The sequence below is a fragment of the Clostridium brassicae genome, from assembly GCF_026738875.1.
GTDB classification, from domain to species: Bacteria; Bacillota; Clostridia; order Clostridiales; family Clostridiaceae; genus Clostridium_H; species Clostridium_H brassicae.
Window position 1 is genome coordinate 243,254 of record NZ_JAPQFJ010000003.1, and the last position, 24,570, is coordinate 267,823.

At 28.7% G+C, this 24,570-nt stretch carries 35 protein-coding genes; all 35 read left to right on the forward strand.

Features of this window, described 5'->3' with window-relative positions; genetic code table 11:
• Nucleotides 1-147, forward strand: a complete 147-nt coding sequence (locus OW729_RS04905; protein WP_268060342.1) for a hypothetical protein — start codon at nt 1-3, stop codon at nt 145-147.
• Between the two features lie 25 nt (nt 148-172).
• On the forward strand, nt 173-619 hold the full coding sequence (locus tag OW729_RS04910; protein WP_268060343.1) for a siderophore-interacting protein: 447 nt from the start codon (nt 173-175) through the stop codon (nt 617-619).
• A gap of 158 nt (nt 620-777) precedes the next feature.
• Entirely contained in the window at nt 778-987 is a 210-nt protein-coding gene (locus tag OW729_RS04915; RefSeq protein ID WP_268060344.1) for a hypothetical protein, read from the forward strand.
• 68 nt (nt 988-1,055) lie between these two features.
• Entirely contained in the window at nt 1,056-1,379 is a 324-nt protein-coding gene (locus OW729_RS04920) for a hypothetical protein (protein WP_268060345.1), read from the forward strand.
• Nucleotides 1,380-1,653: 274 nt separating this feature from the next.
• Nucleotides 1,654-1,824: a hypothetical protein gene (locus OW729_RS04925; RefSeq protein ID WP_268060346.1), complete on the forward strand. Its 171-nt coding sequence runs from the start codon at nt 1,654-1,656 to the stop codon at nt 1,822-1,824.
• Nucleotides 1,825-1,829: 5 nt separating this feature from the next.
• A complete protein-coding gene (locus OW729_RS04930; protein WP_268060347.1) occupies nt 1,830-2,273 on the forward strand; it encodes an HNH endonuclease in 444 nt (147 codons plus the stop codon).
• A gap of 79 nt (nt 2,274-2,352) precedes the next feature.
• Complete coding sequence (locus OW729_RS04935) at nt 2,353-2,805, forward strand: phage terminase small subunit P27 family (RefSeq protein WP_268060348.1); 453 nt, start codon at nt 2,353-2,355, stop codon at nt 2,803-2,805.
• Nucleotides 2,806-2,816: 11 nt separating this feature from the next.
• The gene (locus OW729_RS04940) at nt 2,817-4,541 is read left to right on the forward strand and encodes a terminase large subunit (RefSeq protein ID WP_268060349.1); all 1,725 of its coding nucleotides are present in this window, start codon (nt 2,817-2,819) and stop codon (nt 4,539-4,541) included.
• Between the two features lie 188 nt (nt 4,542-4,729).
• Complete coding sequence (locus OW729_RS04945; RefSeq protein ID WP_268060350.1) at nt 4,730-5,950, forward strand: phage portal protein; 1,221 nt, start codon at nt 4,730-4,732, stop codon at nt 5,948-5,950.
• Nucleotides 5,951-5,965: 15 nt separating this feature from the next.
• Nucleotides 5,966-6,718, forward strand: coding sequence for a head maturation protease, ClpP-related (locus OW729_RS04950; protein WP_268060351.1), 753 nt, complete (start codon nt 5,966-5,968; stop codon nt 6,716-6,718).
• On the forward strand, nt 6,711-7,922 hold the full coding sequence (locus OW729_RS04955) for a phage major capsid protein (protein ID WP_268060352.1): 1,212 nt from the start codon (nt 6,711-6,713) through the stop codon (nt 7,920-7,922). Before OW729_RS04950 ends, OW729_RS04955 begins: the two co-directional genes overlap by 8 nt.
• Nucleotides 7,923-7,949: 27 nt before the next feature.
• Entirely contained in the window at nt 7,950-8,225 is a 276-nt protein-coding gene (locus tag OW729_RS04960) for a head-tail connector protein (protein ID WP_268060353.1), read from the forward strand.
• Between the two features lie 8 nt (nt 8,226-8,233).
• On the forward strand, nt 8,234-8,569 hold the full coding sequence (locus OW729_RS04965; RefSeq protein ID WP_268060354.1) for a hypothetical protein: 336 nt from the start codon (nt 8,234-8,236) through the stop codon (nt 8,567-8,569).
• Between the two features lie 11 nt (nt 8,570-8,580).
• On the forward strand, nt 8,581-8,994 hold the full coding sequence (locus tag OW729_RS04970) for an HK97 gp10 family phage protein (protein WP_268060355.1): 414 nt from the start codon (nt 8,581-8,583) through the stop codon (nt 8,992-8,994).
• 39 nt (nt 8,995-9,033) lie between these two features.
• On the forward strand, nt 9,034-9,477 hold the full coding sequence (locus tag OW729_RS04975) for a phage tail terminator family protein (protein WP_326498358.1): 444 nt from the start codon (nt 9,034-9,036) through the stop codon (nt 9,475-9,477).
• A 5-nt stretch (nt 9,478-9,482) separates the two neighbouring features.
• The gene (locus OW729_RS04980) at nt 9,483-10,568 is read left to right on the forward strand and encodes a phage tail sheath C-terminal domain-containing protein (protein ID WP_268060357.1); all 1,086 of its coding nucleotides are present in this window, start codon (nt 9,483-9,485) and stop codon (nt 10,566-10,568) included.
• Between the two features lie 51 nt (nt 10,569-10,619).
• The gene (locus OW729_RS04985) at nt 10,620-11,045 is read left to right on the forward strand and encodes a phage tail tube protein (RefSeq protein WP_268060358.1); all 426 of its coding nucleotides are present in this window, start codon (nt 10,620-10,622) and stop codon (nt 11,043-11,045) included.
• A gap of 20 nt (nt 11,046-11,065) precedes the next feature.
• Complete coding sequence (locus OW729_RS04990; RefSeq protein WP_268060359.1) at nt 11,066-11,491, forward strand: hypothetical protein; 426 nt, start codon at nt 11,066-11,068, stop codon at nt 11,489-11,491.
• A 254-nt stretch (nt 11,492-11,745) separates the two neighbouring features.
• Nucleotides 11,746-14,211 carry a phage tail tape measure protein gene (locus OW729_RS04995; RefSeq protein ID WP_268060360.1) on the forward strand — a complete coding sequence of 822 codons (2,466 nt, stop codon included), beginning with the start codon at nt 11,746-11,748 and terminating at the stop codon, nt 14,209-14,211.
• Nucleotides 14,212-14,249: 38 nt separating this feature from the next.
• On the forward strand, nt 14,250-14,681 hold the full coding sequence (locus OW729_RS05000) for a hypothetical protein (RefSeq protein WP_268060361.1): 432 nt from the start codon (nt 14,250-14,252) through the stop codon (nt 14,679-14,681).
• Entirely contained in the window at nt 14,668-15,603 is a 936-nt protein-coding gene (locus tag OW729_RS05005; protein WP_268060362.1) for an XkdQ/YqbQ family protein, read from the forward strand. Before OW729_RS05000 ends, OW729_RS05005 begins: the two co-directional genes overlap by 14 nt.
• A 9-nt stretch (nt 15,604-15,612) precedes the next feature.
• On the forward strand, nt 15,613-15,879 hold the full coding sequence (locus OW729_RS05010; RefSeq protein ID WP_268060363.1) for a hypothetical protein: 267 nt from the start codon (nt 15,613-15,615) through the stop codon (nt 15,877-15,879).
• Nucleotides 15,880-15,889: 10 nt separating this feature from the next.
• Entirely contained in the window at nt 15,890-16,318 is a 429-nt protein-coding gene (locus tag OW729_RS05015; RefSeq protein WP_268060364.1) for a DUF2634 domain-containing protein, read from the forward strand.
• An 11-nt stretch (nt 16,319-16,329) separates the two neighbouring features.
• On the forward strand, nt 16,330-17,439 hold the full coding sequence (locus tag OW729_RS05020; RefSeq protein WP_268060365.1) for a baseplate J/gp47 family protein: 1,110 nt from the start codon (nt 16,330-16,332) through the stop codon (nt 17,437-17,439).
• A gap of 12 nt (nt 17,440-17,451) precedes the next feature.
• The gene (locus OW729_RS05025) at nt 17,452-17,982 is read left to right on the forward strand and encodes a DUF2313 domain-containing protein (RefSeq protein ID WP_268060366.1); all 531 of its coding nucleotides are present in this window, start codon (nt 17,452-17,454) and stop codon (nt 17,980-17,982) included.
• A gap of 10 nt (nt 17,983-17,992) precedes the next feature.
• Nucleotides 17,993-19,204 (forward strand): hypothetical protein, encoded by a 1,212-nt coding sequence (locus OW729_RS05030; protein ID WP_268060367.1) that lies wholly within the window; start codon nt 17,993-17,995, stop codon nt 19,202-19,204.
• 21 nt (nt 19,205-19,225) lie between these two features.
• Nucleotides 19,226-19,540, forward strand: coding sequence for a hypothetical protein (locus OW729_RS05035; RefSeq protein WP_268060368.1), 315 nt, complete (start codon nt 19,226-19,228; stop codon nt 19,538-19,540).
• 13 nt (nt 19,541-19,553) lie between these two features.
• Nucleotides 19,554-19,694, forward strand: coding sequence for a hypothetical protein (locus OW729_RS05040; protein ID WP_268060369.1), 141 nt, complete (start codon nt 19,554-19,556; stop codon nt 19,692-19,694).
• A gap of 122 nt (nt 19,695-19,816) precedes the next feature.
• On the forward strand, nt 19,817-20,224 hold the full coding sequence (locus OW729_RS05045) for a phage holin family protein (RefSeq protein ID WP_268060370.1): 408 nt from the start codon (nt 19,817-19,819) through the stop codon (nt 20,222-20,224).
• Between the two features lie 57 nt (nt 20,225-20,281).
• Nucleotides 20,282-20,929 (forward strand): peptidoglycan recognition protein family protein, encoded by a 648-nt coding sequence (locus tag OW729_RS05050; RefSeq protein WP_268060371.1) that lies wholly within the window; start codon nt 20,282-20,284, stop codon nt 20,927-20,929.
• A 126-nt stretch (nt 20,930-21,055) separates the two neighbouring features.
• Nucleotides 21,056-21,589: a hypothetical protein gene (locus tag OW729_RS05055; protein ID WP_268060372.1), complete on the forward strand. Its 534-nt coding sequence runs from the start codon at nt 21,056-21,058 to the stop codon at nt 21,587-21,589.
• Nucleotides 21,590-21,886: 297 nt separating this feature from the next.
• Nucleotides 21,887-22,099 (forward strand): helix-turn-helix transcriptional regulator, encoded by a 213-nt coding sequence (locus tag OW729_RS05060; protein WP_268060373.1) that lies wholly within the window; start codon nt 21,887-21,889, stop codon nt 22,097-22,099.
• A gap of 125 nt (nt 22,100-22,224) precedes the next feature.
• A complete protein-coding gene (locus tag OW729_RS05065) occupies nt 22,225-22,392 on the forward strand; it encodes a hypothetical protein (RefSeq protein WP_268060374.1) in 168 nt (55 codons plus the stop codon).
• A gap of 9 nt (nt 22,393-22,401) precedes the next feature.
• Nucleotides 22,402-23,697 carry an FtsK/SpoIIIE domain-containing protein gene (locus tag OW729_RS05070; RefSeq protein ID WP_268060375.1) on the forward strand — a complete coding sequence of 432 codons (1,296 nt, stop codon included), beginning with the start codon at nt 22,402-22,404 and terminating at the stop codon, nt 23,695-23,697.
• Complete coding sequence (locus tag OW729_RS05075; RefSeq protein ID WP_268060376.1) at nt 23,694-24,281, forward strand: hypothetical protein; 588 nt, start codon at nt 23,694-23,696, stop codon at nt 24,279-24,281. The genes OW729_RS05070 and OW729_RS05075 overlap by 4 nt, the downstream gene beginning before the upstream one ends.
• Nucleotides 24,282-24,570: the final 289 nt, after the last annotated feature.

Here is a 24,570-nt window from a genome sequence, read left to right on the forward strand (position 1 = left end):
ATGAAAATTTTAATTATGTCTTGCAGTAATAAAAACTTATGGTATTCAAACAAAATAGGCAAAACATATGAAGTAAAAAAGCAATTAAACTCCAGTTATTTAACTAAAGATGGTGGAGTGTCTAAAGAGGATGCTACTATAGTTTAAATTAGTTTTTAAAAGGAGGACGAGCATGAAGGACAATAACTTATCATTTAAAAAAGAAGAAGCTAGAACAATATTAAATTCATATTTAATGTATAAAAATAGTGCTGAAATTAAAGCTTTAGAGATAGAGGAAGTAAAGAATAATTATGATGTAACAGGAATGGCTATGGGAGAAAAAACAGGACAAACATTTAAAATTAATAAGGAATTAGAAGATAGAATCGTAAATAAGGATGATAAAATAGCAGAATTAGAAAAAGCAAGAAAAGCTTACGAGATTAATTTTAAAAAGATAGAGAAAGCAGTTGGTATATTAAAAGAGTTTGAGAAAGATGTAATAGTATTAAAGTATATGACATCTCCAGTAATGCAATGGAGAGATATAGCAAGACAACTAGGGTTCACTCCTATAGCTTGTCAAAGAGCAGAGGATAGAGCGGTTAAGAAAATGATTCCTTTGCTACTCGAATGAGGTATATAGAAGTTATATAAAATATATACTTTTTATATACCCAATGTACGAGAATGTCATGCTATACTAATATCATAGAAAAAATAAAATTTAAACATATTGTACAGAGCACTTGGTTAATTCCAGGTGCTTAATTTATTTAAAAAGGATGTGAGGATATGCTAAGTATTTATAGTAGCTTTGTTTGTAAGACATGTAAAAAAGAATTTGTTGTCTTGGCAGAAGAGATAAGTAATTTTAATGGATACTTGGTGTGTCCTTATTGTTCTAGTAAGAGAGTTAAGAGAGAAAATATAGCAGACAATTTAAAAGAATGTATGCAACACACTTCTTATAAAAGAGTTAGAGGAGCATTGAGACAGAAATAATTGTTATAAAATGAAGGATATTCTTCTAAAATGTAGAAATATTTACATGGAAAGGAGGAGACAAGAAAATGGGAATTTTAAAAGAAATTGTTGGGATAGTTATTGGAGCAATTATTTCTATGGGAATATCACATGTTTATTATAAAAAATCTGGGGAAGAACTTGCAAAGTATATAACTGACTTATCTAATGAAATCAACATTTTAAAAGATATGAATAGCAAATTAGAAAATAATGTGAAGTTACAAATGGAAAGAGAGTTTGAATTAGACAATAACAGAAAAGCTAAATTCACAAAGCATGGTGATGAGTTTAATATAAATCTTAATAATTGCAATCCATGTTCTCTTGAAGTTATGGGTGAAAATGATAAGGATAAAGACAAATTTTAAAGAGAATATTTTATATGGAGGTTATAATATGACTAAGATAATAGATCCAGTTCCTTGGGATATAAAAAAGAAAGTAGTTACAGATAATCCAATAGCAAAAGTAGTAGATAACCCAGCAGGTTGGTAATGAATTGAGGTGAACCAGCAATGGTATTTTATACTGACGATCCAGTAGGTTGGTAATAGTAAATAAAAATAATATAAGAGAATGTATATTAAGAGCCTAAATAAATGGGGCTCTTTTTTAATGCAATAAAATAAGGTGGGATTAAATATGAGAGTAATAGCATGGTATGGACTAGTAACTACAATACTAAGTGCATTAATTGGATTATTAGGCATGTTTGTTGAAGAAAGTGTTAAGAGTAGAGTTAAAAGTTTTTGGTTCATGTTAAGCAATGGAATATTAATTTACTTCTTTTTTAACTTTCTCTTTAGGATGTAATTATAATGGCACTTAAAAAGATATGTAAGTGTGGTAAGTTAATACCACAAGAGGTTAAGCTATGTGAAGAGTGTGCTAAGAAGTACCAAGAGAACAAGAAAGAAAGTAATAGACACTATGATACACATGTAAGGGATAGAGAGAGTATAACATTCTACCATGGTAAAGAATGGTCTTTTACTAGAGAGAGCATAAAGAATAGAGATAATGGTTTATGTAGGTTATGTTTAAGTGACAAGACAATAAAGCCTATGCATACTGTACACCATATTGAAGAATTAAAAGATAACTGGAGCAAAAGACTTAACAAGAATAATCTTATAAGTGTGTGTGATAAGTGCCATAAGGTAATACATGCAGAGTATAAGAAGGGAAACAGTAATAAAATAGCAATGCAAAAGAGGTTAAAGAAAATAATAGAAGGGGAGGGGGAGGTTGAAAAGTTTTAGGCGATTGGATCAAGACCGCAGCCCCTCTATTCTGTAGAAAAAACTCCCTAAATGAAATCTTTGAAAGGAGGTAAGAAGAATGGCAAGACCAAGACAGCCAACAGATTTGGTAATGCTAAAAGGTAAAAAACATTTAAGTAAAAAAGAAATAGAAGAAAGAAAAAATAGTGAAGTGCAAGCTAATACAGATAAAGTTGAACCACCTTCTTACTTACCAAGTAATTTAAAAAAAGAGTTCAAAAGAATAGCCAAAGAATTAATGAATATAGACATAATGAGTAATTTGGACTGTGAAGCATTAGCAAGATTTATAGTTTCAGAATATAACTATCAGAAAGTTACAAAAAAACTATTAAAAACGGGAGTTGAAAATGAAAAATATATAAACTTATTATTAATGCAAGAAAAGTTGTTTAAGATGTGTAGGCAAAGTGCGAGTGACTTAGGGTTAACTATTTCCAGTAGATGTAAATTAGTTGTTCCAAAATCTAAGGAAGAAAAACCTAAAAATAAGTTCTCTAAGTTTATGTGAGGTGATTCTATGTGATAGATAGAGTTACCAAGTATGCCAAAGATGTAGTTGAAGGCAGAGTAATTGCTGGAAAGTATGTTAAATTAGCATGTCAAAGGCACTTAGATGATTTAGAAAAATCTAAATTAGCAGTATATAAATATGAATTCGATATAGAAAAATCACTTAAAATAATAGAGTTTGCTGAAACTCTTACAATTGCAGAGGGCGAAGAGGAAACTCCAGTTAAACTTGAAGGATTCCAAGATTTTATTTTAGGTAGTATTAATGGATGGGTTACTAAAGGAACTGGATATAGAAGGTTTAGAAATTCATATGTTCAATTAGGCAGACAGAATGGTAAATCATTTCTAAATGGAATACTTGCAACATTTTATGGCAATTTTGATGGGTACAAATATGGACAAATATATTGCACTGCCACAAAGATGGAGCAAGCTAAAATAGTATTCAAAGAAATAATGAAATTTATAGAAGCTGATGGCGATTTATCAGAATTATTTAAAATAAAAGAATATGAAAGTACAATAGACTGTTTAGTTACTAATTCAACTATAAAGGCATTAGGAAAAGATACAAAGTCTATTGACGGATTTAGACCACTTTTAGGAATTGTAGATGAATATCATGCTCATAAAGATAACCAGATGTACAAACTCCTTGAAGGTGGTACGAGAAAAATGAAACAATGTTTAATTTCTGTTATTACTACCGCTGGGTTTAATCTTAATGGACCATGCTTTAAGCTTTGGGAATACTGCAAAAACATTTTAGAAGGTATATTCACAAATGATAAGCAGTTCATTTATATTGCCCAAATGGATAAAGAGGATGATATTTGGGACCCGGAGAACTGGATTAAAGCTAATCCCTTAGTTTGCAAAGATAAAGAGGATTTAGAAAATCTTATTGCTGTAGGTATATCTGCTAAAGATATGGGTGGAAGCGATTTGAGAGACTTTCTAACTAAAGCTTTAAATATTTGGTACAAGTTTAGTGATAATCAGTATTTAAACATAGAAAAATGGAAAAAATGTGCTTCTGATTTAACTTTAGAGGATTTTAGAGGTATGGAATGTGGCTTAGGATTGGACCTTTCAAGTGGGGGAGATTTAACAAGTGGAGTATTAGAATTCCCTTTCTTGGAGAATGGGGAAACATCTTATTTCTTTCATCAACACAGTTTTATGCCTAAAATGAGGTTGAAGGAACACATAGAAACTGACAATGCTCCTTATGATGTTTGGGCAAATGAAAACAAATTAATAACACTTACCGAAACACTTGGAGGGATAAAAACAGACTATAAATACATCATAAACTATTATAAAAAACTTATAGAAAAATATGATTTGAAATTAAAATTCATAGCTTATGATCCACACAATGCAGATACATTTTTAAGTGATTTAGAAGAGTTTGGAGTAGATTGTATTGAAATAACACAAAGTGCAAAAAGTTTGAATAGCCCAACAGAAGATTTTAAATTAAGTGTTGATAGTGGGCAAATAAAATACAATAAGAAAGATAGCTTATTTAGATTTTGTGGTGCTAATGCAGTAACAACAAAGAATAGTTTTGAAGAAATAAAAATAGATAAAGAACATAGAACAGAAAGAATAGACCCGATAGATGCTGCTATAGATGTTCATAAAATTATAATAAGTAATAAAGATAAACCAATAGATATAAATAAATATGCTAAAAAAGATTTTTTAAATAAGCTTTGGGGTTGATAAAATGAATAGATTAAGGCAAATTCTTTATGATTACATAGAGGATTTTTTTATTTTTATAGGATTAATTTTAATAGTTATAACTACATTTTTAATTAATTCCTATATAGGTATGTATGTTTTAGCAATTATTTTTATAGGTTTAGGAGTGTACTTTTCTAAAAATCCTCTTAGAAGGAGGTGAATAAATGTTATTTAGGAGAAATACAGTTAACTCATTATCAGGAGATATAAGCTTAGACGATAAAGAACTTTTAAAATGGCTTGGAATTAACTTAGAAGATATAAATATACAAGGTAAAAACAGTTTAAAACAAGCTACTGTATTTGGTTGTTTAAGAGTTCTTTCAGATACAGTTAGTAAGTTACCTATAAAAATATACCAAAATAAAAATGGAATTAAAAAAGTAGTAGATCATTATTTAGGACCATTATTAAAATTAAGACCTAATCCATACATGAGTGCTAGTGATTTTTGGAAATGTGTTGAGGTTCAGAGAAATATTTACGGGAATGCTTATGTTGCTTTAGATTTTAATAATAGAGGTCAAGTAACTGGTTTATATCCATTAGATAGTTCTAAAATGCAAATCTTTGTAGATGATGTAGGACTTTTAAATTCCAGTAATAAAATATGGTATATCTACACAGATAATTTAGGACATCAAATTAAATTTAAAAGTGATGAATTACTACATTTTAAAGGATTAACTACAGATGGAATAGTTGGGTTAAGCGTAATAGACCAATTAAAACATCTAATTCAAAATGGTAAATCTAGCGAAGAATATATAAACAAATTTTTTAAAAATGGACTTCAAGTTAAAGGATTAGTTCAATATGTTGGGGACTTGAATCCAAATGCAGAAAAAACATTTATAGAAAACTTTGAAAGAATGTCTAGTGGCTTAAAAAATGCTCATAGAATTGCAATGTTGCCAATTGGATACCAGTTTCAGCCTATAAGCCAGAAGTTAGTTGATGCTCAATTCTTAGAAAATAGTCAATTAACTATTAGGCAAATAGCAGCTATGTTCGGTGTTAAAATGCACCAACTTAATGATTTAGATAGAGCAACCCATACAAATATAGCAGAGCAGCAGAGGGGATTTTATATAGATACTTTGCAATCAATACTTACTATGTATGAGCAAGAATTAATTTATAAGCTATTCTTAAATACAGAAATAAGGCGAGGTTATTATCTTAAGTTCAATGTAGATGCAATTTTAAGAGCTAATATTGAAACAAGATACAACGCCTATAGAGTAGCTATTCAAAGTGGATTTAAAACTCCTAATGAAGTAAGGGAACTAGAAGAAGATGAAGCAAAAGAGGGAGGCGATGAATTAATTTGTAATGGTAATATGCAATATCTTAAAGATATTGGAGCTTATTATAAAAAATAAAGGTGGTGATAAATAATGGCTAAAGTAAATGTTAAAGGTCCTATAATTTCTAGTGATGAAAAATGGATTTATGATTGGTTTGGAATTGAAGCTGTTTGCGCAACAGATATTGAAAAAGCTATTAAAGATGCTAATGGCGAGGAATTAGAAGTAATTATAAATAGTCCTGGAGGATATGTTGATGTTGGTTCAGAAATTTATACTCTGTTAAAAGATTACAAAGGAAAAACTACAGGTAAAATAGTTGGAATGGCAGCAAGTGCAGCAAGTGTTGCTTCTATGGGTGTAGATATATTAAAAATTTCTCCTACAGCAAGAATCATGATACATAATGCCTCTGGAATTATTCAAGGTGATTATAGAGCAATGGATCATGGTTCAGAAATGTTAAAGGAATGTAATAAGGCAATCTCTAATGCATATATGCTAAAAACAGGGATGAAACAAGAAGAATTGTTAGACTTAATGAATAAAGAAACATTTATGAATGCACAAAGAGCAAAAGAATTAGGTTTTGTAGATGAAATAATGTTTGATACAACTAATAAACTAACTAATAGTTGCGAGAATACAGGGATGTTGCCCAAAGATGTTATTGAAAAAATTAGAAACAGTATTGATAATCCAAACAAGATAAATAATAAAAGCAATACCAATGAGTTAGAAAATGAAAAATTAAATAATTTAAAGAATAGACTAGCTTTTAAAAATAAAAATGTAGCTAGTTTTTTATTTTGCCAAAAACAAGGAGGAATGAATAATGAGTAAAGAATTAAGAGGATTATTAAATCAATTAGATCAAAAGAATACAGCTATGGGTGAATTATTAAATAAGGAGGGAGTAACTACAGAGGAATTAGAAAATATTTCAAATGAAATTGACTTATTACAAGCCAAAATAGAAGCTCAAAAGAGAAAAGATAATATAGATAACAGTTTAGATGATGAAGGAAAAGGAACACCACTTGTTACAGATACAAATGATAAAGTAGTTTATAATGGATCATTATTTACTAAAGCAGTAGCTAATAGCTTATTAAAACAAAGAGGGTTACAAGGCCTAGACTTAACAGAAGACCAACAAAATAAAATAAGTGAAAATGTAAATGAAGATGGTGGGTTTGCAGTTCCAGAAGATATTCAAGTTAAAATTAATAAAAGATTAAAAGATAGCACAGATTTATTTAATTTAGTTGATAGTGAAAAAGTATTTACTAGAAAAGGACAAAGAACATATGAAAAGAGAGCGGATCAAACACCTCTTACGAATTTAGACGAATATGGGACTATAGAGAATGTTGATAATCCAAAACTAGAAAGAATGTCATTCGATTTACATGATTTTGCTGGATTAATGACAATCCCAAACGATTTATTGAAGTTTGCAGGGCAAGAATTAGAAAACTTCTTAATAAACTGGTTAGTTGATAAAGTTAGAATAACTAGGAATATTAAAATCTTATATGGTACTGGTACAAGCAAAGATGCACAAGGGATAATGACATCTACAAAATATAAAGAAGTATCATTACCAGCTACCGCAGGTTTAAAAGATTTTAAAAAATGTAAGAATGTAGAATTGTTAAATATATTTAAGCCAACTGCAAAGTGGATAACAAACCAAGATGGATTCAATTACTTAGATAGCTTAGAGGATAAGATGGGTAGACCTTATTTGCAACTAGATCCAAAGCAACCAACACAATATTTATTTCTAGGACTTCCAGTTACAGAACTTTTAAATACGACTCTTAAAACAGAGGAGGATAATATTCCTATATTATTAGGAGATTTAAAGGAAGCTTATAAGTATTTTTATGATGATAATTATGAATTATTAACAACAAATATTGGGGCTGGAGCATTTGAAACTAATACTACTAAGGCAAGAGTTATAACAAGACTTGATGGTGGTGAGAAAGATACAGATGCAGTAATAAAAATAAAATTAGCATTGCCTACAGGGGCTTAATTAAAGTCTGTTTTAGGAGGGAGTTAGATGATACTTACACTAGAAGAAACTAAAGAGTTTTTAAAGGTGGATTATGAGGCGGAAGACAATTATATACAAGATTTAATTACTGGTGCTGAATTATATCTTAAAAATTCCACGGATAAAAAATTTGATAATACTAATCCTTTAGCAAAATTATTCTGCAAGGTACTTATTTCTGATTGGTATGACAACAGAGGTTTTATGCAAGAAAGTAAGGTATCTAATAAAGTAAGGTATACTATAAAATCTATTCTTAATCAGTTAAAGTATTGTGAGTAGGTGATATGATGGAAACTTCAAAACTAAACATCCAACTTGGACTATGGGGAATGGTACCTTTTAAAAATGAGTTAGATGAAATAGATGTAAAAGAAGGAAAAATTAAAGATATATGGTGTAACATAGTTCCACAACATGGTTCTACAAGCAAAACAGGCGAAACCGATGTAGAAAAAGTTACTACTATACAAAAGATAAAATGCAGAAAATTAAGTATTAAAAATCCTAAAATTAATATGTTTTTTAAAGATAAAAATGGACTTAAATATGAGTTTTTAGATTTTTATCCTGATTATAAAAATAATGATTTTTGGGAAATTAAGACTAGAATTATTTATGAATAGATGGTGATAATATGCTTGATGGATTTGATATGAGGGAATTAGATAAATTCAATAGAGAATTATTAAATACAGCAAAAAAAGAATATCCTAAAGAAGCTAAAGCATTTTTAAGAAAAGAAGCTAAAGAATTAAATAAGAAAAATAAGCAAATTTTTGCATCTAAAGGTATAGGAGAAGAAACTGGAAATTTAAAAAAAGGTTTTAAAGCTGGTAAGTTGTATAAATATAAAGGTAAAGATTTAGCTATAAGAGCTTACAATAGTTCCCCACACGCACATTTGCTTAACGATGGTTGGATGCATAAAGCTAAAAATGGGAACGAAAAATTCATTCCAGGATTTCATTTTATAGAGCAATCAGCAGAAAGCTTTGAAAATGATTATTATAATAGTATAGATAAATTTTTAGACGAACTATTTGATTAGTAAAGATAGGGGACGATTACAATTGTAACGCTTAAAGAAATAAATAAAGCAGTTGTAAAACAAGTGACAGAAGGTTTAAGAGATACAGATTATAAAGATACAATATTTGCGAGTACAGACATTAGAGAAAATATAGAAAGGCCTTCGTTATATGTAAATTTTACTGAAAATAAAACAGGTTTAATAAATAAGAGTTGTAAACAAAGGACTTTTAGTTTGCAACTCTTTTATTTTGCGAAAAACAGAGAAGATAGTAAAATTGAACTTTTAGAAGTACAAGATTTATTGAGCGACATTTTTTTAAAGGGTATTAAAATAACAGATGATTATTATATTCATATGTTTGAATGTGACTATGATCTAAGAAAAGATGAAGGATTACTAATATTAAATTTAAATGATTTAATAGACATAGCAGAAATTGAAGAGTGTGGAGAAGTTATAGAAGATATATCCATAAATAATACAATAGAAGGGAAGTGATTTTTATGACAAATAATGAACAGCCAAGTATTGATATAATCTTTAAGAGACTAGCAGGCACAGCTATACAAAGAAGTGAGCGAGGTAGGGTAGCTTTGCTGATTAAAGAAGATACTACTACAGAAATATTAAAATATAAACTTAGTACAGATATAGATGGTACTAAATATACAGAAGCAAATAAAAAATCTATAGAGGATTGTTTTTATGGAGTACCTATGGAGGTTACTGTAATTCCAGTAGCTTCAGCTACAGAAACGCAAGATGATAATATCAATAAAGCGTTAAAATATATAACTGCACAAAAGATAGATTATATAGGTAGTAATGTAAAAGAGTATCAAGATAAAATTGCACAATTTGTTAAGGAGCAAGAGAAGCTAAAAAAAACTTATAAGGCAGTAGTAACACAAATTACAACAGCAAGTGACTGTAAATGTGTTATAGAATTAGAAAATGCAAAAGTGACATTTACAGGTGATAGAGGAGAAGCTGATGCACTAGAATATATACCAAGTTTGTTAGGAATATTTGCAGGACTTTCTCTAAGTAGAAGTGCTACTTACTTAGAATTAAAAAATTTAAAAGAAGTTTCTATAATAGATGATGTAGACACTAAAATCAAAAACGGTAAATTATGTTTAATAAATGACGAAGGTCTTGTGAGAATATCTACAGCGGTAAATAGTTTAACTAAAATAGATGCGGATAATCCAAGTGTTTTTACATCAATTGAAAATGTAGAAGCTATGCATTTAATTCAAAATGATTTAAACACAGCTTTTAAGGCTTATATTGGAGCATATAAGAATACAGCAGATAGGCAGAATAATGTACTTATACCTTCCATAAATGCATATTTTGATGATTTAGAGGATAAAGAAATATTGGATAAAACTTATGACAATAAATCTTTGATTAATATAGAAGAACAAAGGAAAGCATGGAAAGCTGAAAAAGGTGATGTAGTTGATGCATGGACAGATAAAAAAGTTAAAAATACACCATTTCATAAGTCTGTATTTCTAAAAGGCGATATAAAACTAAATGAATCTATAGAAAACATAAAATTTGGCATTGAATTATTTTAGAGAGTGGCTGTAAAGTTACTCTTTTTTATTTTATATGAAAGGAGAAAAAATATGGCAGATAAGGGTAAAGAAATTATAAGTGGAAATGAAGGGAATGTGTGGGTAAATACAGAACAATGGGCGAATATAACTAATATAGAAGCTAAAGCAACAGCAGAATATGAGGATGTAAACTTTGTTGGTGATAACAATACTTATAAAAGATACACTGGCACAAATATAGAAGGTTCTATCACATTGAAAAAGATTGATAGTAGGGCACAAAAACTATTAGCCGAAGGGTTTAGGACTGGGAATATGCCGAATATAAAAATTGTAGTAACAACAGCTAAAGTAAACGGTGAGAATGTAGAAAGATTAGCACTATATGATGTAACATTTACAGAGTTACAATTAGCAAAATTAGAATCAAAAGCTATGATTGAAGAGGAATTACCATTTTCAGCTAGCTCATTTGAATACTTAGAATTAATATAATTAAGAAAGGATGATAATATATGGAAAATAAATTAAAAAAATTAACATTAGATGATTTTAGAAAGAAAGCACTAAATAAATATAACAATAGAAAGAAAATAGTAGATTTAGAGATTGAAGGGTTTGGAATACTAACATTTATTAGACCTTCCGATAGTCAATTTTTAGATTTTAAAGAAGCTTTCGCTAACAGCGTAACTATGTCTAAAGATGAAGATATAAGAGATGTAAGTTATAAAACGATGCTAAAAGCGAGTAAAGAGTTTTTATACAAAACTTGTGAATTTTTACATGATTCAGAATTGCAAAAGGATTTAGAATGCGTAGAGCCTTATGACATATGCGTTAAGTTGTTTGGTATAGATGATACTATATCTTTAGCACGAAAAGTTAATGACGCGTTTGATATAGATACAGAAGAGATAAAACAAAGTATAAAAAACTAATAAAAGAGGGTAGTGGGGAAAATGCTAGGTATGGGGAACTATATTGGGTTTCTTTCTTTTTATGTCGAGGGCATAAACTAGACTATCTTCTTAATTTAAATGCATTAGAAAAAGAATTTTTTATACAAAGCATGAATGTTCATAATTTGGAAAAATGTGAATATGACAATATGAAAATAAAAGCAGTACTAGGGGATGGTAAAAAATAATTGCTGTCCTCTTTATTTTCACCAAGAAATGAGGTGAGAAAATGAATGGCAAGTAAAACGATAGGTGTAGTTTTGTCTCTTCAAGATAAGTTAAGTGGTGGACTTGTAAAAGTAAATAAAAATGTTCAAAACACAAGTAAGGAAGTAAAACGAGCAAATCAACAAGTTGCAGCATTTACTAACAAATCTATTAAAAATTTTGAGAAATTTGGAGACAAAATTGTAAAATTAGGAATTACAGCTGGAGCATTAGCAGGAGCATTCATTTTTAAAGTAGGATTAGACGGAGTAAAAGAACTTGATGGAGGAGCTAGAAAAGTAAAATCTATTGCTAAAAATGCTTTAGAATTAAATAATATACAAAAAGATTTACTTAAAACATCGAATAAAACTGGAATATCAGTACAAGAATTATCAGAAACACAATATTCTGCTATATCTTCGGGTGTAAAAGCAGCTGAAAGTATTCAAGCAAGCATAGATTCAGCTAAACTTGCCAAAGCTGGATTTACAGATTCTAATAGTGCTTTGAAAATTTTAATGTCAACAATGAATGTTTATGGTTTGACGGGGCAGAAAGCTATGCAGAGCATAAGTGATAAATTATTGGTTACACAAAATCTAGGTGTAACCACAGTGGCAGAATTAGCTGAATCTATGGGCTCTCTTACCCCTGTTGCAAAATCTGCTGGTGCTAGTATAAATGAATTAATGGCAGGGATGGCAAGTCTTACAAAAAATGGGCTTAAAACTGATGAAGCTGTAACAGCACTAAAAGCTGTATTTACCAGTGTAATTAAACCTGGTGATGAAGCTAGAAAAACAGCTAAGAAACTAGGAATAGATTTTTCTGTTAGTGCTATTAAATCAAAAGGTTTTGCTAAATTTTTGCAAGAGGTAAAAGACAAGACAAAAGGCAATACTGAGACTATGGGTAAACTATTTGGAAATGTTAGAGCACTATCTGGAGCATTAGTCCTCACTGGTAAAGGGAATATAGATTTTGTTAAGTCTCTAGATGCTATGAAACATAGCACTGGAGCTACAGATGAAGCTTTTAAAATAATGGAACAAAGTCTAGGAAATAGAATAAGTAAACTAAAAGAAAGATTTAAAAATGCGACAACAAGTATAATGTTAACAAGTGGAGGAACTTTAGGAAAAGTAGTAGATAGAATATCTAACAAAATGGAACAATTACAAGCAGATGGAAGCTTAGAAAAGATAGCAGATAAGGTTGGAAAGACTATAAATAAGATAATAAATATAGTAGCAAAATTAGGGAAAATCTTTACAGAAAATAAAGGAAAAATATTAGACTTTATAATAGTATTTGCTAGTTTTTACACAGCAATAAAAATATTAAATTTGTTAAAATTATCAATTAAAGGTGTAAGAAACATGATCATTTTAACAGATGGCACTTTAAAATTAAGTGCTGGTGGGAAGTTTATTTTAATAGCCGGGGTGATTATAGCTAGTCTTATTTTATTGTATAAACATTCTGCAAAATTTAGAGAAATAATAGCACAAGTTGGAGCATTTATACAGAATAATATACTTCCAATTTTGCAGCAAATAGGACAATATTTTACAACTAATATCCTTCCTGTTTTACAACAAATGGTTAATTATTTTACAACTAATATCCTTCCTGTTCTGATTGAATTAGGGCAATTTTTTATAACTTATATACTCCCAGTTTTAATTCAATTTGCTAGTTTGGTAGGTAATGTGGTTATAACAGTGTTATCTAGTTTGTGGACTATATTAACACAAATCTGGCAAAGTGTTTTAGTACCATTATTTAATTTCTTTACAACTTACATTCTACCTGTATTAATGGTAATAGGACAAACTATCTTAGCACTAATTGCAAGCGTGTTAGCACCAGTGGCTCAATTTTTAATGGGTGTGTTCTCTGTTGCTTTTAGTACTGTTTTCCCATTCATAGTAGATTTGATATCTAATTCTATTGCTGTTATAGGTGGAATAATAGAAGCACTAACGAAAATTTTTGGAGGAATTGTAAATTTTATTGCAGGAGTTTTTACTGCGAACTGGAGTAGAGCATGGGAAGGAATAAAAAGTATATTTAGTGGAATATGGAAAGGATTAGAAACAATTGCAAAAGGTGTTCTAAATGGGATAATAAGCGCTATAAACTTAGTAATTCGTGGTATAAATAAAGTTTCTAGTGTGGGCGGACTATTTAAGGGTGCAAATATACCAGAGATACCTAAATTTGCTAAGGGAACACAGTATTTTACTGGTGGATTAGCGCAAATAAACGAACGTGGTGGAGAGATAGTGTCTCTCCCAAACGGAAGTAAAGTTATGACACATCAAGCTTCAAAAAGTTTATTGAAAGAAACTAATGCTACTGGAAGTGGCATAGCTGTAAATATAGTAATACAAGGTAATATTATAGGAAATGAAGAATATGCAGACAACTTAGGAAATATAATAGTAAGAAAAATTAAAAACACAATGGACTTAGGTACTATATAGAGTGGTGTAATAACCACTCTTTTTAAATTGAAAAGGAAGTGGTTATTATAGATATATATTTTTCTACGTTAGACAGAAAAAATGTAATGCAAGTACCAATATTACCACCGACAATTCCAGAAATAAGTAATGGTATGGAAAATGAAAGTTTTAAAACTTTTAATAATGGTACTTTTAATTTTCCAGGGCAAAAAAAATCTTTTAGTACGACTTTGGAATTATTAGCACCAAATACGCCAAAACGATATAGTTTTTGTAAAAGCAATGAATATGCAAGCACAATGATTAGTTTTTTCTTTAGCGAAATGTATTTTCAAGATCCTATACGTTATATAGTTGTAGATGATAAACAAACTATATGGGATGTAAAATGTCTAATAGGAGATTTTAACTGGATTATAGATAGTAATAAAGACTATCAATTAAATATTACACTAAATGAGTGGAGGGATTATAATGAACAAATATAATCTCTACACACTAAAAGATAATAAATTAATAGATATATTAGAATTTTGTGGTGGAATAAATTGGAGTACAGATAGTGAAACAGTTGGTATGCAACTTACATTTAGCAGCATAAAAAAATTAAATTTTGGTAATTACATTAATTTAAAAATAAACGATAAAGATATTTTCATAGGAACTGTAATTACTATAGAACAAAATAACAATATATATGCTTATACATGTATGGATTTTGCTAGATATTTAAATAAAAATAAAACCATTATGCAATTTAATAATATACCAGCATGGATAGCAATGGGACAAGTGTGTAGTAAATTTAGCATTAAACATGACATACCACATAATATTATCACAAAGATTACTAAGATATATAAAAGTCAAACCTTATTAGACATTATTAAGGATATAGGAGAGATATATACAAAAGAAACTGGTAAAAAGTTATATATGGAAATGGATGGAGATATTTTCAAAGTAAAAAACGACATAAACTTATTGAAAATATCTACTAAATTTTTACTTGGGAATGGAGCAACATTTAAGGAGAGTATAGAGAACACAATTACAAAAGTAGAAGTTGTAAGTAAAGATGAAAAAGATACTAGAATAATTAGTATTGTTGAAGATAAAAAGGCTAGCGAAACTTTTGGACTTGTAACAGAGCATATACAACTAGAAGAAAATCAAAACGAATCACAAGCATATAACATAGCTGAAAAATATCTTAAAACACATGTATCTGCTGAAAGTGAGTTAACATTAGACATTATACCAATAAAAAATGCAGAATTATTAAGAGCTAATAGGTTAGTAGATTTTAAACTAGAAAAATATAATATTAATAGTGCAAGGCTTATTACAAACTGTAATTGTACACTAGAAAATGGAGTTTATAAAGCTTCGATTACATTCAAATGGTAGGTGCTATAAATGAATTATGCTATAGAATTTTCTAAATTACTTAAGCAAAGAGATAATAAAGAGTATATAGGAATAGTTGTAGGGAAAATAGTTAGTATAAATCCTATTAAGATTAGTATTCTAAGTGGTGAAGTACTATTAACAAAAGGTATTGATCTAACACTCACTACTACAGCTAAAAATAAAATATTAGATAGTAGGGATATAGGTAAAAGAATATTGGTTATGGCAAGTACAAATAATCAGCAATATTTTGCAATAGATACAGTAGAATAGAGGTGATATAGTGGCTATATTTCCAAATTTTAATATAAATATAAAACAGCATAATGATACAGACAACTTTACTGGATTAGGTAAGGTTTTTTTATTTGATTTTGAAAAAAATCAATATGTTATGAGAGATGGTAAATTAGTAGAATGTAGTGAAAAAAAAGCGGTGGAGCAATGGATATATTTTGTGCTAGGAGCTTACAAAAACAAGTATAAAATATATAAAAATACAAATTTTCATTGTGATGTAGAAGATCTACTTGGTAAAAAAAGAGATGGGTTTGTAATATCACAATTAAAAAGAGAAATTGAAGAAGCAGTTACAAGACACAGATATGTAGATCACATTGAAAACTTTGTAACAACACAAAAAAAGACAACATTGAATGTAGATTTTTCTGTGGTTTTAAAAAGCAATGAAGTTATTAATATATCTGCTTAGGAGGTGAAAAGTTGAGTGCAAATGTAAAGACAGAGGAACAGATATTACAAGATATGCTTAATAATATATCTAATATTTATGAAAAAAGTGTAGGTTATTTAACTTATGATATAACTAAAACTAACGCTATAGAATTAGCTAAAGTATATCAATATGCCTTGTCTATAGCTAATTTAAGATTAGTTAAAGATTTATCTGGTGATGATCTAACAGCTAGAGTCTATGACAATAAAGGTACAGTAAGGAAAGTTGCAACGAAAGCAAAAGTTGTTCTAGCACTAGAAGGTACGGGTAAAATTCAAAAGGGCGATTTATTTAGTACAGCTAATAACATACAATTTATTAGTTTAGAAACAAAACCTATAACAGAAATAGGCAGTATATTAGCTGAATGTACTCAATCAGGAGTTATAGGAATGGTTGGGGCTAACTCTATAACACAAATTCCTATAACTTTACCAGGTTTTACAGAAGTAACTAATCCTAATGCAAGTTATGACGGCTTTGAGGAAGAGACAGATGAAGCTTTAAAACAAAGGTATTATGATGCTTTAAGAAACCCCATAACATCTAATAACCAAGCGCATTTTATATATTGGGCTAAAAGTGTAACAGGCGTTGGGAATGCAAAAGTAATACCCTTGTGGAATGGAGATTTAACAGTAAAAGTTATAATTATAGATTCAAACATGCAACCAGCTAGTGCAGATTTGGTTAATACAGTACAAGAATACATAGATCCTAAAGGGGAATATGATTCTAATACAAACACATGGAGTTTATGGGGCACTGGGACTGGTCAATCGGCAATAGGTAATTACTGTTCAGTGGTATCTGCCATAGCTAAGAATATAGATATAGCATGTTCCATATCTAAAGATAATGGTTATTCAGATGAAGAAATTAAAGCAAATATTTCTAATAAAATAACAGAATATTTAAAAGAAATTGCTTTTTCTACAATTGTAAACTATGTTAGTAATGCTAAAGTAATCTCTCTAATACTTAGTGCAAATGGTGTACTTGATGTTCAAAACGTAAAAGTAAATGGAAGTATAAATAATAATGTGATTATAGGAGAAGAAGAAGTAGCTGTAATGGGTACTGTAACTTTGTTATAACGAGGTGAAAAAATGAATGCAAAACAACAGTTAATAGCAAATTTACATAAAAGTGTTAGACAAGATCCTTTTATAAAAGAATTGTGTAAGTCTAGTGGAATTGAAATAGATACTATAGAAGATGTTTTAGTTGATATAAAAAAACAATTCAATTTTTCTACAATGACATGGGGAGCCGACCTTTTAGCAAGTGAGATGGGAATTAAATTAGACCCAGTTTTAAAGGAAGATGAAAAAAATTCTATAATATCGGCTAGATGGAAGAGTGAAGGTAAGGCAGATTTAAATTTGCTTCAAGCAATATGCAACAGTTGGAAAAATGGTAATGTAAAAGTATCTTTTATAGATGGTAAAATAGTTCTTAAATTTATTGGAGAATATGGGATACCTACAGACTTAGACAGTTTAAAAAAGCAAATAGATTTATCCAAACCTGCCCATTTGCCAATAGAGTATTTATTTGCATACCTATTATTAAAAGATGTAGAAACAAGGAATTTAACGAAATTAGAAAACACTACATTAAGTAATTTTGCATTTTAGGAGGGATATATTGAGCAAAGAAACAGAACATTTAAAGTTATTTAAATATGATAAAGATACAGATGATTTTAATATAACAACATTTAATATAAATCAAGCATTAAATAACAATTGGGACAAAGTTGATAGTGGATTTAAAAAATTAGAAGAAAGTATTCCAGAAGCTCCTGTTAAATCTGTAAATAATAAAATTGGGATTGTAGAACTAACTGCTGAAGATATTAAATGTAAAAGTGGGAACTCAATTGAGGCACAATTGTCTGATATTGAGACAAAAACTATAAGTGAAATTAGTAATTTACAATCACAAACGAATAGCTTAAAAACGACAGTTGATAATATAGAAGTAACTGCTGAAAAGACTACTTTAAGTAGTTCTAAGTTTACATCTAAAAATGTAAAAGGAGCATTAGAAGAACTTTTTATAAATGTCGATAATGGTAAAAAACAATTAGGTACTACATTGTCGACTAGAGGAATTACAGTACCTAATAATCCAACATTTGAGCAAATAGATAACAGTATGAAAAACATAGATACTGTTATTAAAAATAATTTAGTTGAAGACATTATAAAAATGTATAACTTAGACCTGTGTAAAATAAGTAAACAAAAAGATGGAATTTATTATTGGGATACTGAAATTAATAAATTTAAAAATTTTATTAATAAGGGCTCTATTAATTATTATAAGTTAAATGGTACATTAGTAAAAAAAATAAATACAAGTAACGCTTATGATAGTATTTGTCCAAATCATGATGGAACGTTTTGGTCACGTGCAAATAATACTACATTTAAATTAACGGATGATAATAATACCATTTTAAAATCTATAACAGCACAAATTGATAGCTGGAGACAAACTGACATTTTATTTTCACAAAAAAATAAAATAACAGTTCCAACAAGTGGTGAACATTATTTTTATTTAAATTTTATTTCAGATAATGGAACAATATTATCATCACAAAAATCACATGGATATGCAACAAATATATTTGAAAGTGGTATGTTAGATACATTATATGTATATGGAAAAGATAAAGATGATGATAATATATTTGAGTTTATATGTATGAGCAGCAGTGGGCATCCATCAACCTCATATAAAGTAAATCTCAATAGTAATTTGTTTGGAGATTATGATGCATTTGATCCTGGTAATTCTCGGAACTTAAAGTCACGTATATATTGTTTTTTATTATTTAATGCTATATAAATACTAAACAGGAGGTAAAATATGAATATATTAAAGATACAAAAACTAATAAAGTTTAATGGAGAGTATGATTATAAGGGACTTAATATAGATTTATTTGTAGCTGGTAGTCAAATTTATTTTGATAAAAATATTGATAACGCTTATTGCTATGTAAAAACCATGGAAGATAATATATCTAAATATGAAGATATAACAGAAGTTTCAGAAGAAGAATATAACAAAGCTAAACAAAATAAGGATGATGAGAGAAAACAGCAAGAGCAACAAAAACAATCTGTAGAAGGAAGATTGTCCGCTATAGAAATTGGACTTGCTAATACTTTAGGAATGTAGGAGGAGAATTATAATGCCAGTTTGGAAAAAAATAATATTTGTTAATGCTATTAGAACTAGAGTAAACCAAGAAAATAGGACTAAAGAAGATATAATAAAAGAGTATGTAAAACTTACAGAAGAAGAAAAGAAAGAAATTTTAACAGAAGTTTAGTGACACAATAGGTAATTAATGCGAAGTAAAATTAAATAATTATTAAAGGCAAAGTAAGGACTATTATAATATGTAGTCTTTTTATTTTGCCTATTTTTATTAAAAAAGAAAGAAGGGTTAGTATGGATAAAAAAGAGGTGTTTAACACAACGATAACTTGCGGTGGAACTTTACTTACATGTTTATTTGGTAACTGGGATTTAGCCTTGCAGGTATTAATAGTATGTATGGTGCTAGATTATATTATGGGTATTATGTGTGGAACTAAAGAAAAAAATCTAAGTTCCCAGATAGGTTTTAATGGACTTAAAAAGAAGTTTACTATTTTAATAATTTTAATTCTTGCGGTATCTTTAGACAGACTTTTGGGACAAGGTTGGATATTCCGTACGCTAGTAATATGGTTCTATATTGGAATAGAAGGCCTTTCTATTTTAGAAAATGCCGTAAGATTGGGAGTACCTTTCCCAGATGCATTAAAAGATGTATTAATACAATTAAAAGAAGGAAATAAAAAAGAAATTAAGTAAGAGTAGCAGTAGTTGTTGCTCTTTAATATTTTAAAAAATAAATGGAGGTAATTTATTATGGATATAAACAAAGTATATTTAAAAGGTCAAGAAAATACAGGCGGATGGAATGATCCAAATAAAATTATTATTCATCATCCGGAGTTTTATGGATCTATTGAACAGCTTAATGGTGTAATGAGAAATATGGGGTTCAGCATGATAGGATATAACTACTATGTATGTAAAGATGGTTCAGTGTGGCAAGGTAGACCAGTTAGTGTAACTGGAGCGAATTGCTATGGTCAAAATCATTGTTCTATTGGAGTTTGTTTTCAAGGTAACTATGATAAAGATAAAAACATGCCACAGGCTCAATTTGATGCTGGAGTTGAATTAATTAAATATTTAAAAGAAACATACAAAATAAGTGAAGTTAATGGCCATAAATATTATAGAAACACTGATTGCCCAGGTAGATACTTCCCATTGCAGCAAATGTTAAAAGCTATAAGTAATGTACAAAATAGTGGTGGCAGCGTAGAGGGTAGATATGGAATAGTTACAGCATCTGTTTTAAATGTTAGAGAAACAAACTCTATAGAAGCTAAGGTTATAAAGAAGCTTAAGAAAGGCACTAAAGTCAAAATTTATAAACAATATAATGATTGGTACAGTATCTATCCAACTGGATGTGTTTATGGTAAATATATAAGATTATTATAGGTAGTCCCTAGAGGCTACCTCTTTTTTTATTTTTTGTATTAATGTATCAATATTTTACAAATTGTTAATATTTATGTATAATTAAGCTACATTGTACATAATTTACATAGTTAGGTGGGGAATGGTATGAAAAAAACAATTTTTAAGAAATGGTGGTTCTGGGTGATTATTGTTGTACTTATAGGCATTGGTGGTAGTAATAATGATGATAAAAAATCTGCTACAGATACATCCACAAAGCCAGCTACTGAACAAAAAAAAGAAAAGACATCCGAAGAAATAGCCGCTGAAAAAAAAGCAAAAGAAGAAGAAACAAAAAAACTAGAGGCAGAAAGAAAAGCTAAACAAGCAGAAGAAGCTAAAGAAAAGGCTAAAATAGAAGAAAGCGATAAAGAAGCCACATTGATTACAACTGTACAAGAAATTGTAAAGGAAAATTTAAAAGCTCCTAGCACAGCTAAATTCCCATGGGGGTTTGACAAATATAAAATTAAAGAAACTAATAGCGAAAATAAAGATATGACAATTTTTTATATAACAGGATATGTAGATGCAGAAAATAGTTTTGGAGCAAAAATAAGAAATAATTTTATAGTTAAAATGGAATGTACAAAAGATTTAAGTAAATATAGAGTATTAGATATAAAAATAACAGAATAAACAAATAATTAAAAGATACTTATATATATAGGAATAAAAGACTAAGAATTAATCTTAGTTTTTTATTTTGACGTCAAAAATTCGGCAAAAATTATTCTCTTAAATATATCAATTTTCTCTAATTTAGTTTCTTTAGGAACTAAATTAGAGAATTTAAAATTAATTATGAAGCATGATAAAAATATAGAATTTAATCTTAAGTAAGTCTTAGTGTAGGTATTATAGCCTACACTTTCTTCATTTAAAAGGTATTTTATAGAATTTATAGAATAATTACATATAGTTGGGAGTGGTCATATGGCAATAAAAAATAGATTATTAGAAATAAGACTAGATAAAGGTTATAAGTTTCAAAAAGACTTTGCAGAATATTTAAATGTTAGCACATGGTTATATAATAGATGGGAAAAAAATGCAGTTCAACCTAGTACAGAAGCATTGTTAGATATATCGTTAAAATTAAATATTAAAATGGAAGATATAGTTTATAAAGTACCTACAGAGGAATAGGTACTTTTTTATTTTAAATAAGTTTGTATTTATACAAATATTTTTTGTAGGACAGGCAATATTTTTAATAACAATACATAGTATATACTATAAAACAATTAGGAGAATAATTTAGGAGGGGTTAGATGGTTATTACGATAGCTTGTATTGGAATTTGGTTTAGTGTAAGTGTGTTAGCCTATACTTTTAATCAATCTTGCAATAGTAAGGGAAAGCTTAAAGTAATGTCTGTAAGAAGTAATCTAAAGAAATATAAAAAGCTAAATGATGCAGACAACAAAAGTATTTTATAGGTGGCCGTTATGTTTAAAAAGCTTATTAAGGATTTAAATAGAAGTAAAGATCTTGGGGAGTTTGAAAGAAAGTGGATAACTCTTATGGCTAATCTAAAATTATATAATGAGTTAAAGCAAACCTTTAGCCTTAACAATCTAGTAAAAGCTAAGTATGGATATAAAGCAGATATACTTATTGTAGCTGGATTAAATTCTAAACAGTTAGAAGAAAAAAGAATTTATATAGAGGACTTTTATGGCTGCATGTTTGTGTTTAATAAGGCTAAAAGATGCAACATAATACACGCAGAATTTATCTTTAATATAGATAAGAAAATAGAATTTAAAATAATAAAAGCAAAGCCTACCGAAATATATTTAGCTAATACTTATAGTAATGAATCTATTTTATTAGATGTTGTTAAATACCCACATCTCCTAATTACAGGAGGAACTAGATCCGGGAAATCTAAGTTAATGGATTGTATTTTAACTAATTTAATAGTTAATTGTAGTAGGTTTGAATTAGAACTTTACTTAGTGCAGGTTGCTAAAAGTGATTTAGTGTTATATGAAAATTGTAAGCAAACAAGAGCCTTTGCAGATAACTTAGAAAAAACATTAATCTTATTACAACATATAGATAAGAAAATGTTAGATAGGAACAATCTTATTAAGCCTTTAAGACAAGAGGCTAAAGCGGATAATTATTTAGATTATAACAAAGTTAATCCATTAAATGAGTTATCTACAGTATATGTGGTTTTCGACGAAATGAGTTCCTTATTTCAAGTTAAAGGGGATAATAAAGAAGCTAAAAAGTTAAAAGAAGAAATTATAAGTTTAATACGAAGGATAGCACAATTTGGCGCAGGGTTAGGAGTATTTCTTATATGTAGTTTACAGAGACCTACAGCGGATAATCTAGACCCTTTTATAAGAAGCCAATGCACTTGTATTATAAGCTTTAGACAAAACAATAGTAAGAGTTCCGAGATAGTTTTAGATGATGGGCAAATGGCTCTAGGTTTGGAGCAAAGAGAGTTTATTTACTACACAAATAAACATAACTATGGGATAGTACCATTAGTTAATAATAAAAAAATCTACAATTATATAAAGCCTAAATTAGAAACTAAACATAGAGATTTATTTAGAGATCTTAAGAAACAAAAGTATAGAAATTGTATACCAGTAGATTTTACAAAAGTAGATAAGGATCTAGTTAAAACAAAAGAAGATAAGTTAAAAGAAAATATATCTAAAATATCTAACTTTGTACCTTATACACAACCAAAGCATGGAAGGGAGAAAGTAAAATGATTACAAGTAGAGATAGAAAGATTATTAATTTTATAGATCAATATGGTTTTCTTACTATAGATCAAGCAGCAAAATTATTCTTTGGCAATTTTAAGACTCAATATGATATTGCTAGAAGAAGATTAAAAAAAATTCTAGAAAATGGGGGATATATAAGAGTTTTTAAAAATACAGAAACTAATAATATGATATATGTTCCAGAAGATTCAAAATTAAGAAAGGTATCTAAACATGATTTATTAGTAATGGATTATATATCAGACCTAAAAACTCTAGGTGTAGAGTTTGAAAAAATAGAAATAGAGAAGGATTTTAATGGAGCTATAGCAGATGCTTTCATAATATTTAAACTTGGCGATTATAGATATTATCACATTTTGGAAATACAATTACGTCACGATTATGTAGAAATAAATAGGTACAATAAACATCTCAATACAATCTTAAATCAAACTAATAATACACTTCCCAAACTTATTATAGTTCAAAATACAAACCATAATTACTCTAAAGAAAATAAAACCGACATGGAAATAATACAGTTAGACACATCTCTTAGCGATATAGCGAAGACAGTAATTTAAAACTATTCTATAGAACATCTAATATGACAAACGTACACACCGAACAGTTAGAATACTCTAAATCTCCTAACAGCTTATTTTTGAACAAATTGGATAGGAAGGGAAAAGCGGCAGCAACCTTCCGTACATATCACAAAAGTTAAAAATTTTATTACACAAAAGTTCTAGTGATATGCTAATGCTTAGTATTTTAAGATTTGTTCAATAATAGTATAGCTTGCTTAGTTCTGTATATTTAATTGTAATTATTTATAGTAGTTATTGTTAAATCTATGGCAAAAGGTAAGGT

What these genes read in the sequence shown, in the direction of transcription:
- OW729_RS05055 (WP_268060372.1), top strand. Translation starts at nt 21,056, where the DNA reads ATGAAAAAAACAATTTTTAAGAAATGGTGGTTCTGGGTGATTATTGTT.
- OW729_RS04935 (WP_268060348.1), top strand. Translation starts at nt 2,353, where the DNA reads ATGGCAAGACCAAGACAGCCAACAGATTTGGTAATGCTAAAAGGTAAA.
- OW729_RS05060 (WP_268060373.1), top strand. Translation starts at nt 21,887, where the DNA reads ATGGCAATAAAAAATAGATTATTAGAAATAAGACTAGATAAAGGTTAT.
- OW729_RS05035 (WP_268060368.1), top strand. Translation starts at nt 19,226, where the DNA reads ATGAATATATTAAAGATACAAAAACTAATAAAGTTTAATGGAGAGTAT.
- OW729_RS05065 (WP_268060374.1), top strand. Translation starts at nt 22,225, where the DNA reads ATGGTTATTACGATAGCTTGTATTGGAATTTGGTTTAGTGTAAGTGTG.
- OW729_RS04990 (WP_268060359.1), top strand. Translation starts at nt 11,066, where the DNA reads ATGGAAAATAAATTAAAAAAATTAACATTAGATGATTTTAGAAAGAAA.
- OW729_RS04945 (WP_268060350.1), top strand. Translation starts at nt 4,730, where the DNA reads ATGTTATTTAGGAGAAATACAGTTAACTCATTATCAGGAGATATAAGC.
- OW729_RS05045 (WP_268060370.1), top strand. Translation starts at nt 19,817, where the DNA reads ATGGATAAAAAAGAGGTGTTTAACACAACGATAACTTGCGGTGGAACT.
- OW729_RS04920 (WP_268060345.1), top strand. Translation starts at nt 1,056, where the DNA reads ATGGGAATTTTAAAAGAAATTGTTGGGATAGTTATTGGAGCAATTATT.
- OW729_RS05050 (WP_268060371.1), top strand. Translation starts at nt 20,282, where the DNA reads ATGGATATAAACAAAGTATATTTAAAAGGTCAAGAAAATACAGGCGGA.
- OW729_RS05025 (WP_268060366.1), top strand. Translation starts at nt 17,452, where the DNA reads ATGAATGCAAAACAACAGTTAATAGCAAATTTACATAAAAGTGTTAGA.
- OW729_RS04925 (WP_268060346.1), top strand. Translation starts at nt 1,654, where the DNA reads ATGAGAGTAATAGCATGGTATGGACTAGTAACTACAATACTAAGTGCA.
- OW729_RS04905 (WP_268060342.1), top strand. Translation starts at nt 1, where the DNA reads ATGAAAATTTTAATTATGTCTTGCAGTAATAAAAACTTATGGTATTCA.
- OW729_RS04985 (WP_268060358.1), top strand. Translation starts at nt 10,620, where the DNA reads ATGGCAGATAAGGGTAAAGAAATTATAAGTGGAAATGAAGGGAATGTG.
- OW729_RS04910 (WP_268060343.1), top strand. Translation starts at nt 173, where the DNA reads ATGAAGGACAATAACTTATCATTTAAAAAAGAAGAAGCTAGAACAATA.
- OW729_RS04995 (WP_268060360.1), top strand. Translation starts at nt 11,746, where the DNA reads ATGGCAAGTAAAACGATAGGTGTAGTTTTGTCTCTTCAAGATAAGTTA.
- OW729_RS04915 (WP_268060344.1), top strand. Translation starts at nt 778, where the DNA reads ATGCTAAGTATTTATAGTAGCTTTGTTTGTAAGACATGTAAAAAAGAA.
- OW729_RS04980 (WP_268060357.1), top strand. Translation starts at nt 9,483, where the DNA reads ATGACAAATAATGAACAGCCAAGTATTGATATAATCTTTAAGAGACTA.
- OW729_RS04930 (WP_268060347.1), top strand. Translation starts at nt 1,830, where the DNA reads ATGGCACTTAAAAAGATATGTAAGTGTGGTAAGTTAATACCACAAGAG.
- OW729_RS04950 (WP_268060351.1), top strand. Translation starts at nt 5,966, where the DNA reads ATGGCTAAAGTAAATGTTAAAGGTCCTATAATTTCTAGTGATGAAAAA.
- OW729_RS05010 (WP_268060363.1), top strand. Translation starts at nt 15,613, where the DNA reads ATGAATTATGCTATAGAATTTTCTAAATTACTTAAGCAAAGAGATAAT.
- OW729_RS05005 (WP_268060362.1), top strand. Translation starts at nt 14,668, where the DNA reads ATGAACAAATATAATCTCTACACACTAAAAGATAATAAATTAATAGAT.
- OW729_RS04970 (WP_268060355.1), top strand. Translation starts at nt 8,581, where the DNA reads ATGCTTGATGGATTTGATATGAGGGAATTAGATAAATTCAATAGAGAA.
- OW729_RS04960 (WP_268060353.1), top strand. Translation starts at nt 7,950, where the DNA reads ATGATACTTACACTAGAAGAAACTAAAGAGTTTTTAAAGGTGGATTAT.
- OW729_RS04965 (WP_268060354.1), top strand. Translation starts at nt 8,234, where the DNA reads ATGGAAACTTCAAAACTAAACATCCAACTTGGACTATGGGGAATGGTA.
- OW729_RS04955 (WP_268060352.1), top strand. Translation starts at nt 6,711, where the DNA reads ATGAGTAAAGAATTAAGAGGATTATTAAATCAATTAGATCAAAAGAAT.
- OW729_RS05070 (WP_268060375.1), top strand. Translation starts at nt 22,402, where the DNA reads ATGTTTAAAAAGCTTATTAAGGATTTAAATAGAAGTAAAGATCTTGGG.
- OW729_RS05075 (WP_268060376.1), top strand. Translation starts at nt 23,694, where the DNA reads ATGATTACAAGTAGAGATAGAAAGATTATTAATTTTATAGATCAATAT.
- OW729_RS05040 (WP_268060369.1), top strand. Translation starts at nt 19,554, where the DNA reads ATGCCAGTTTGGAAAAAAATAATATTTGTTAATGCTATTAGAACTAGA.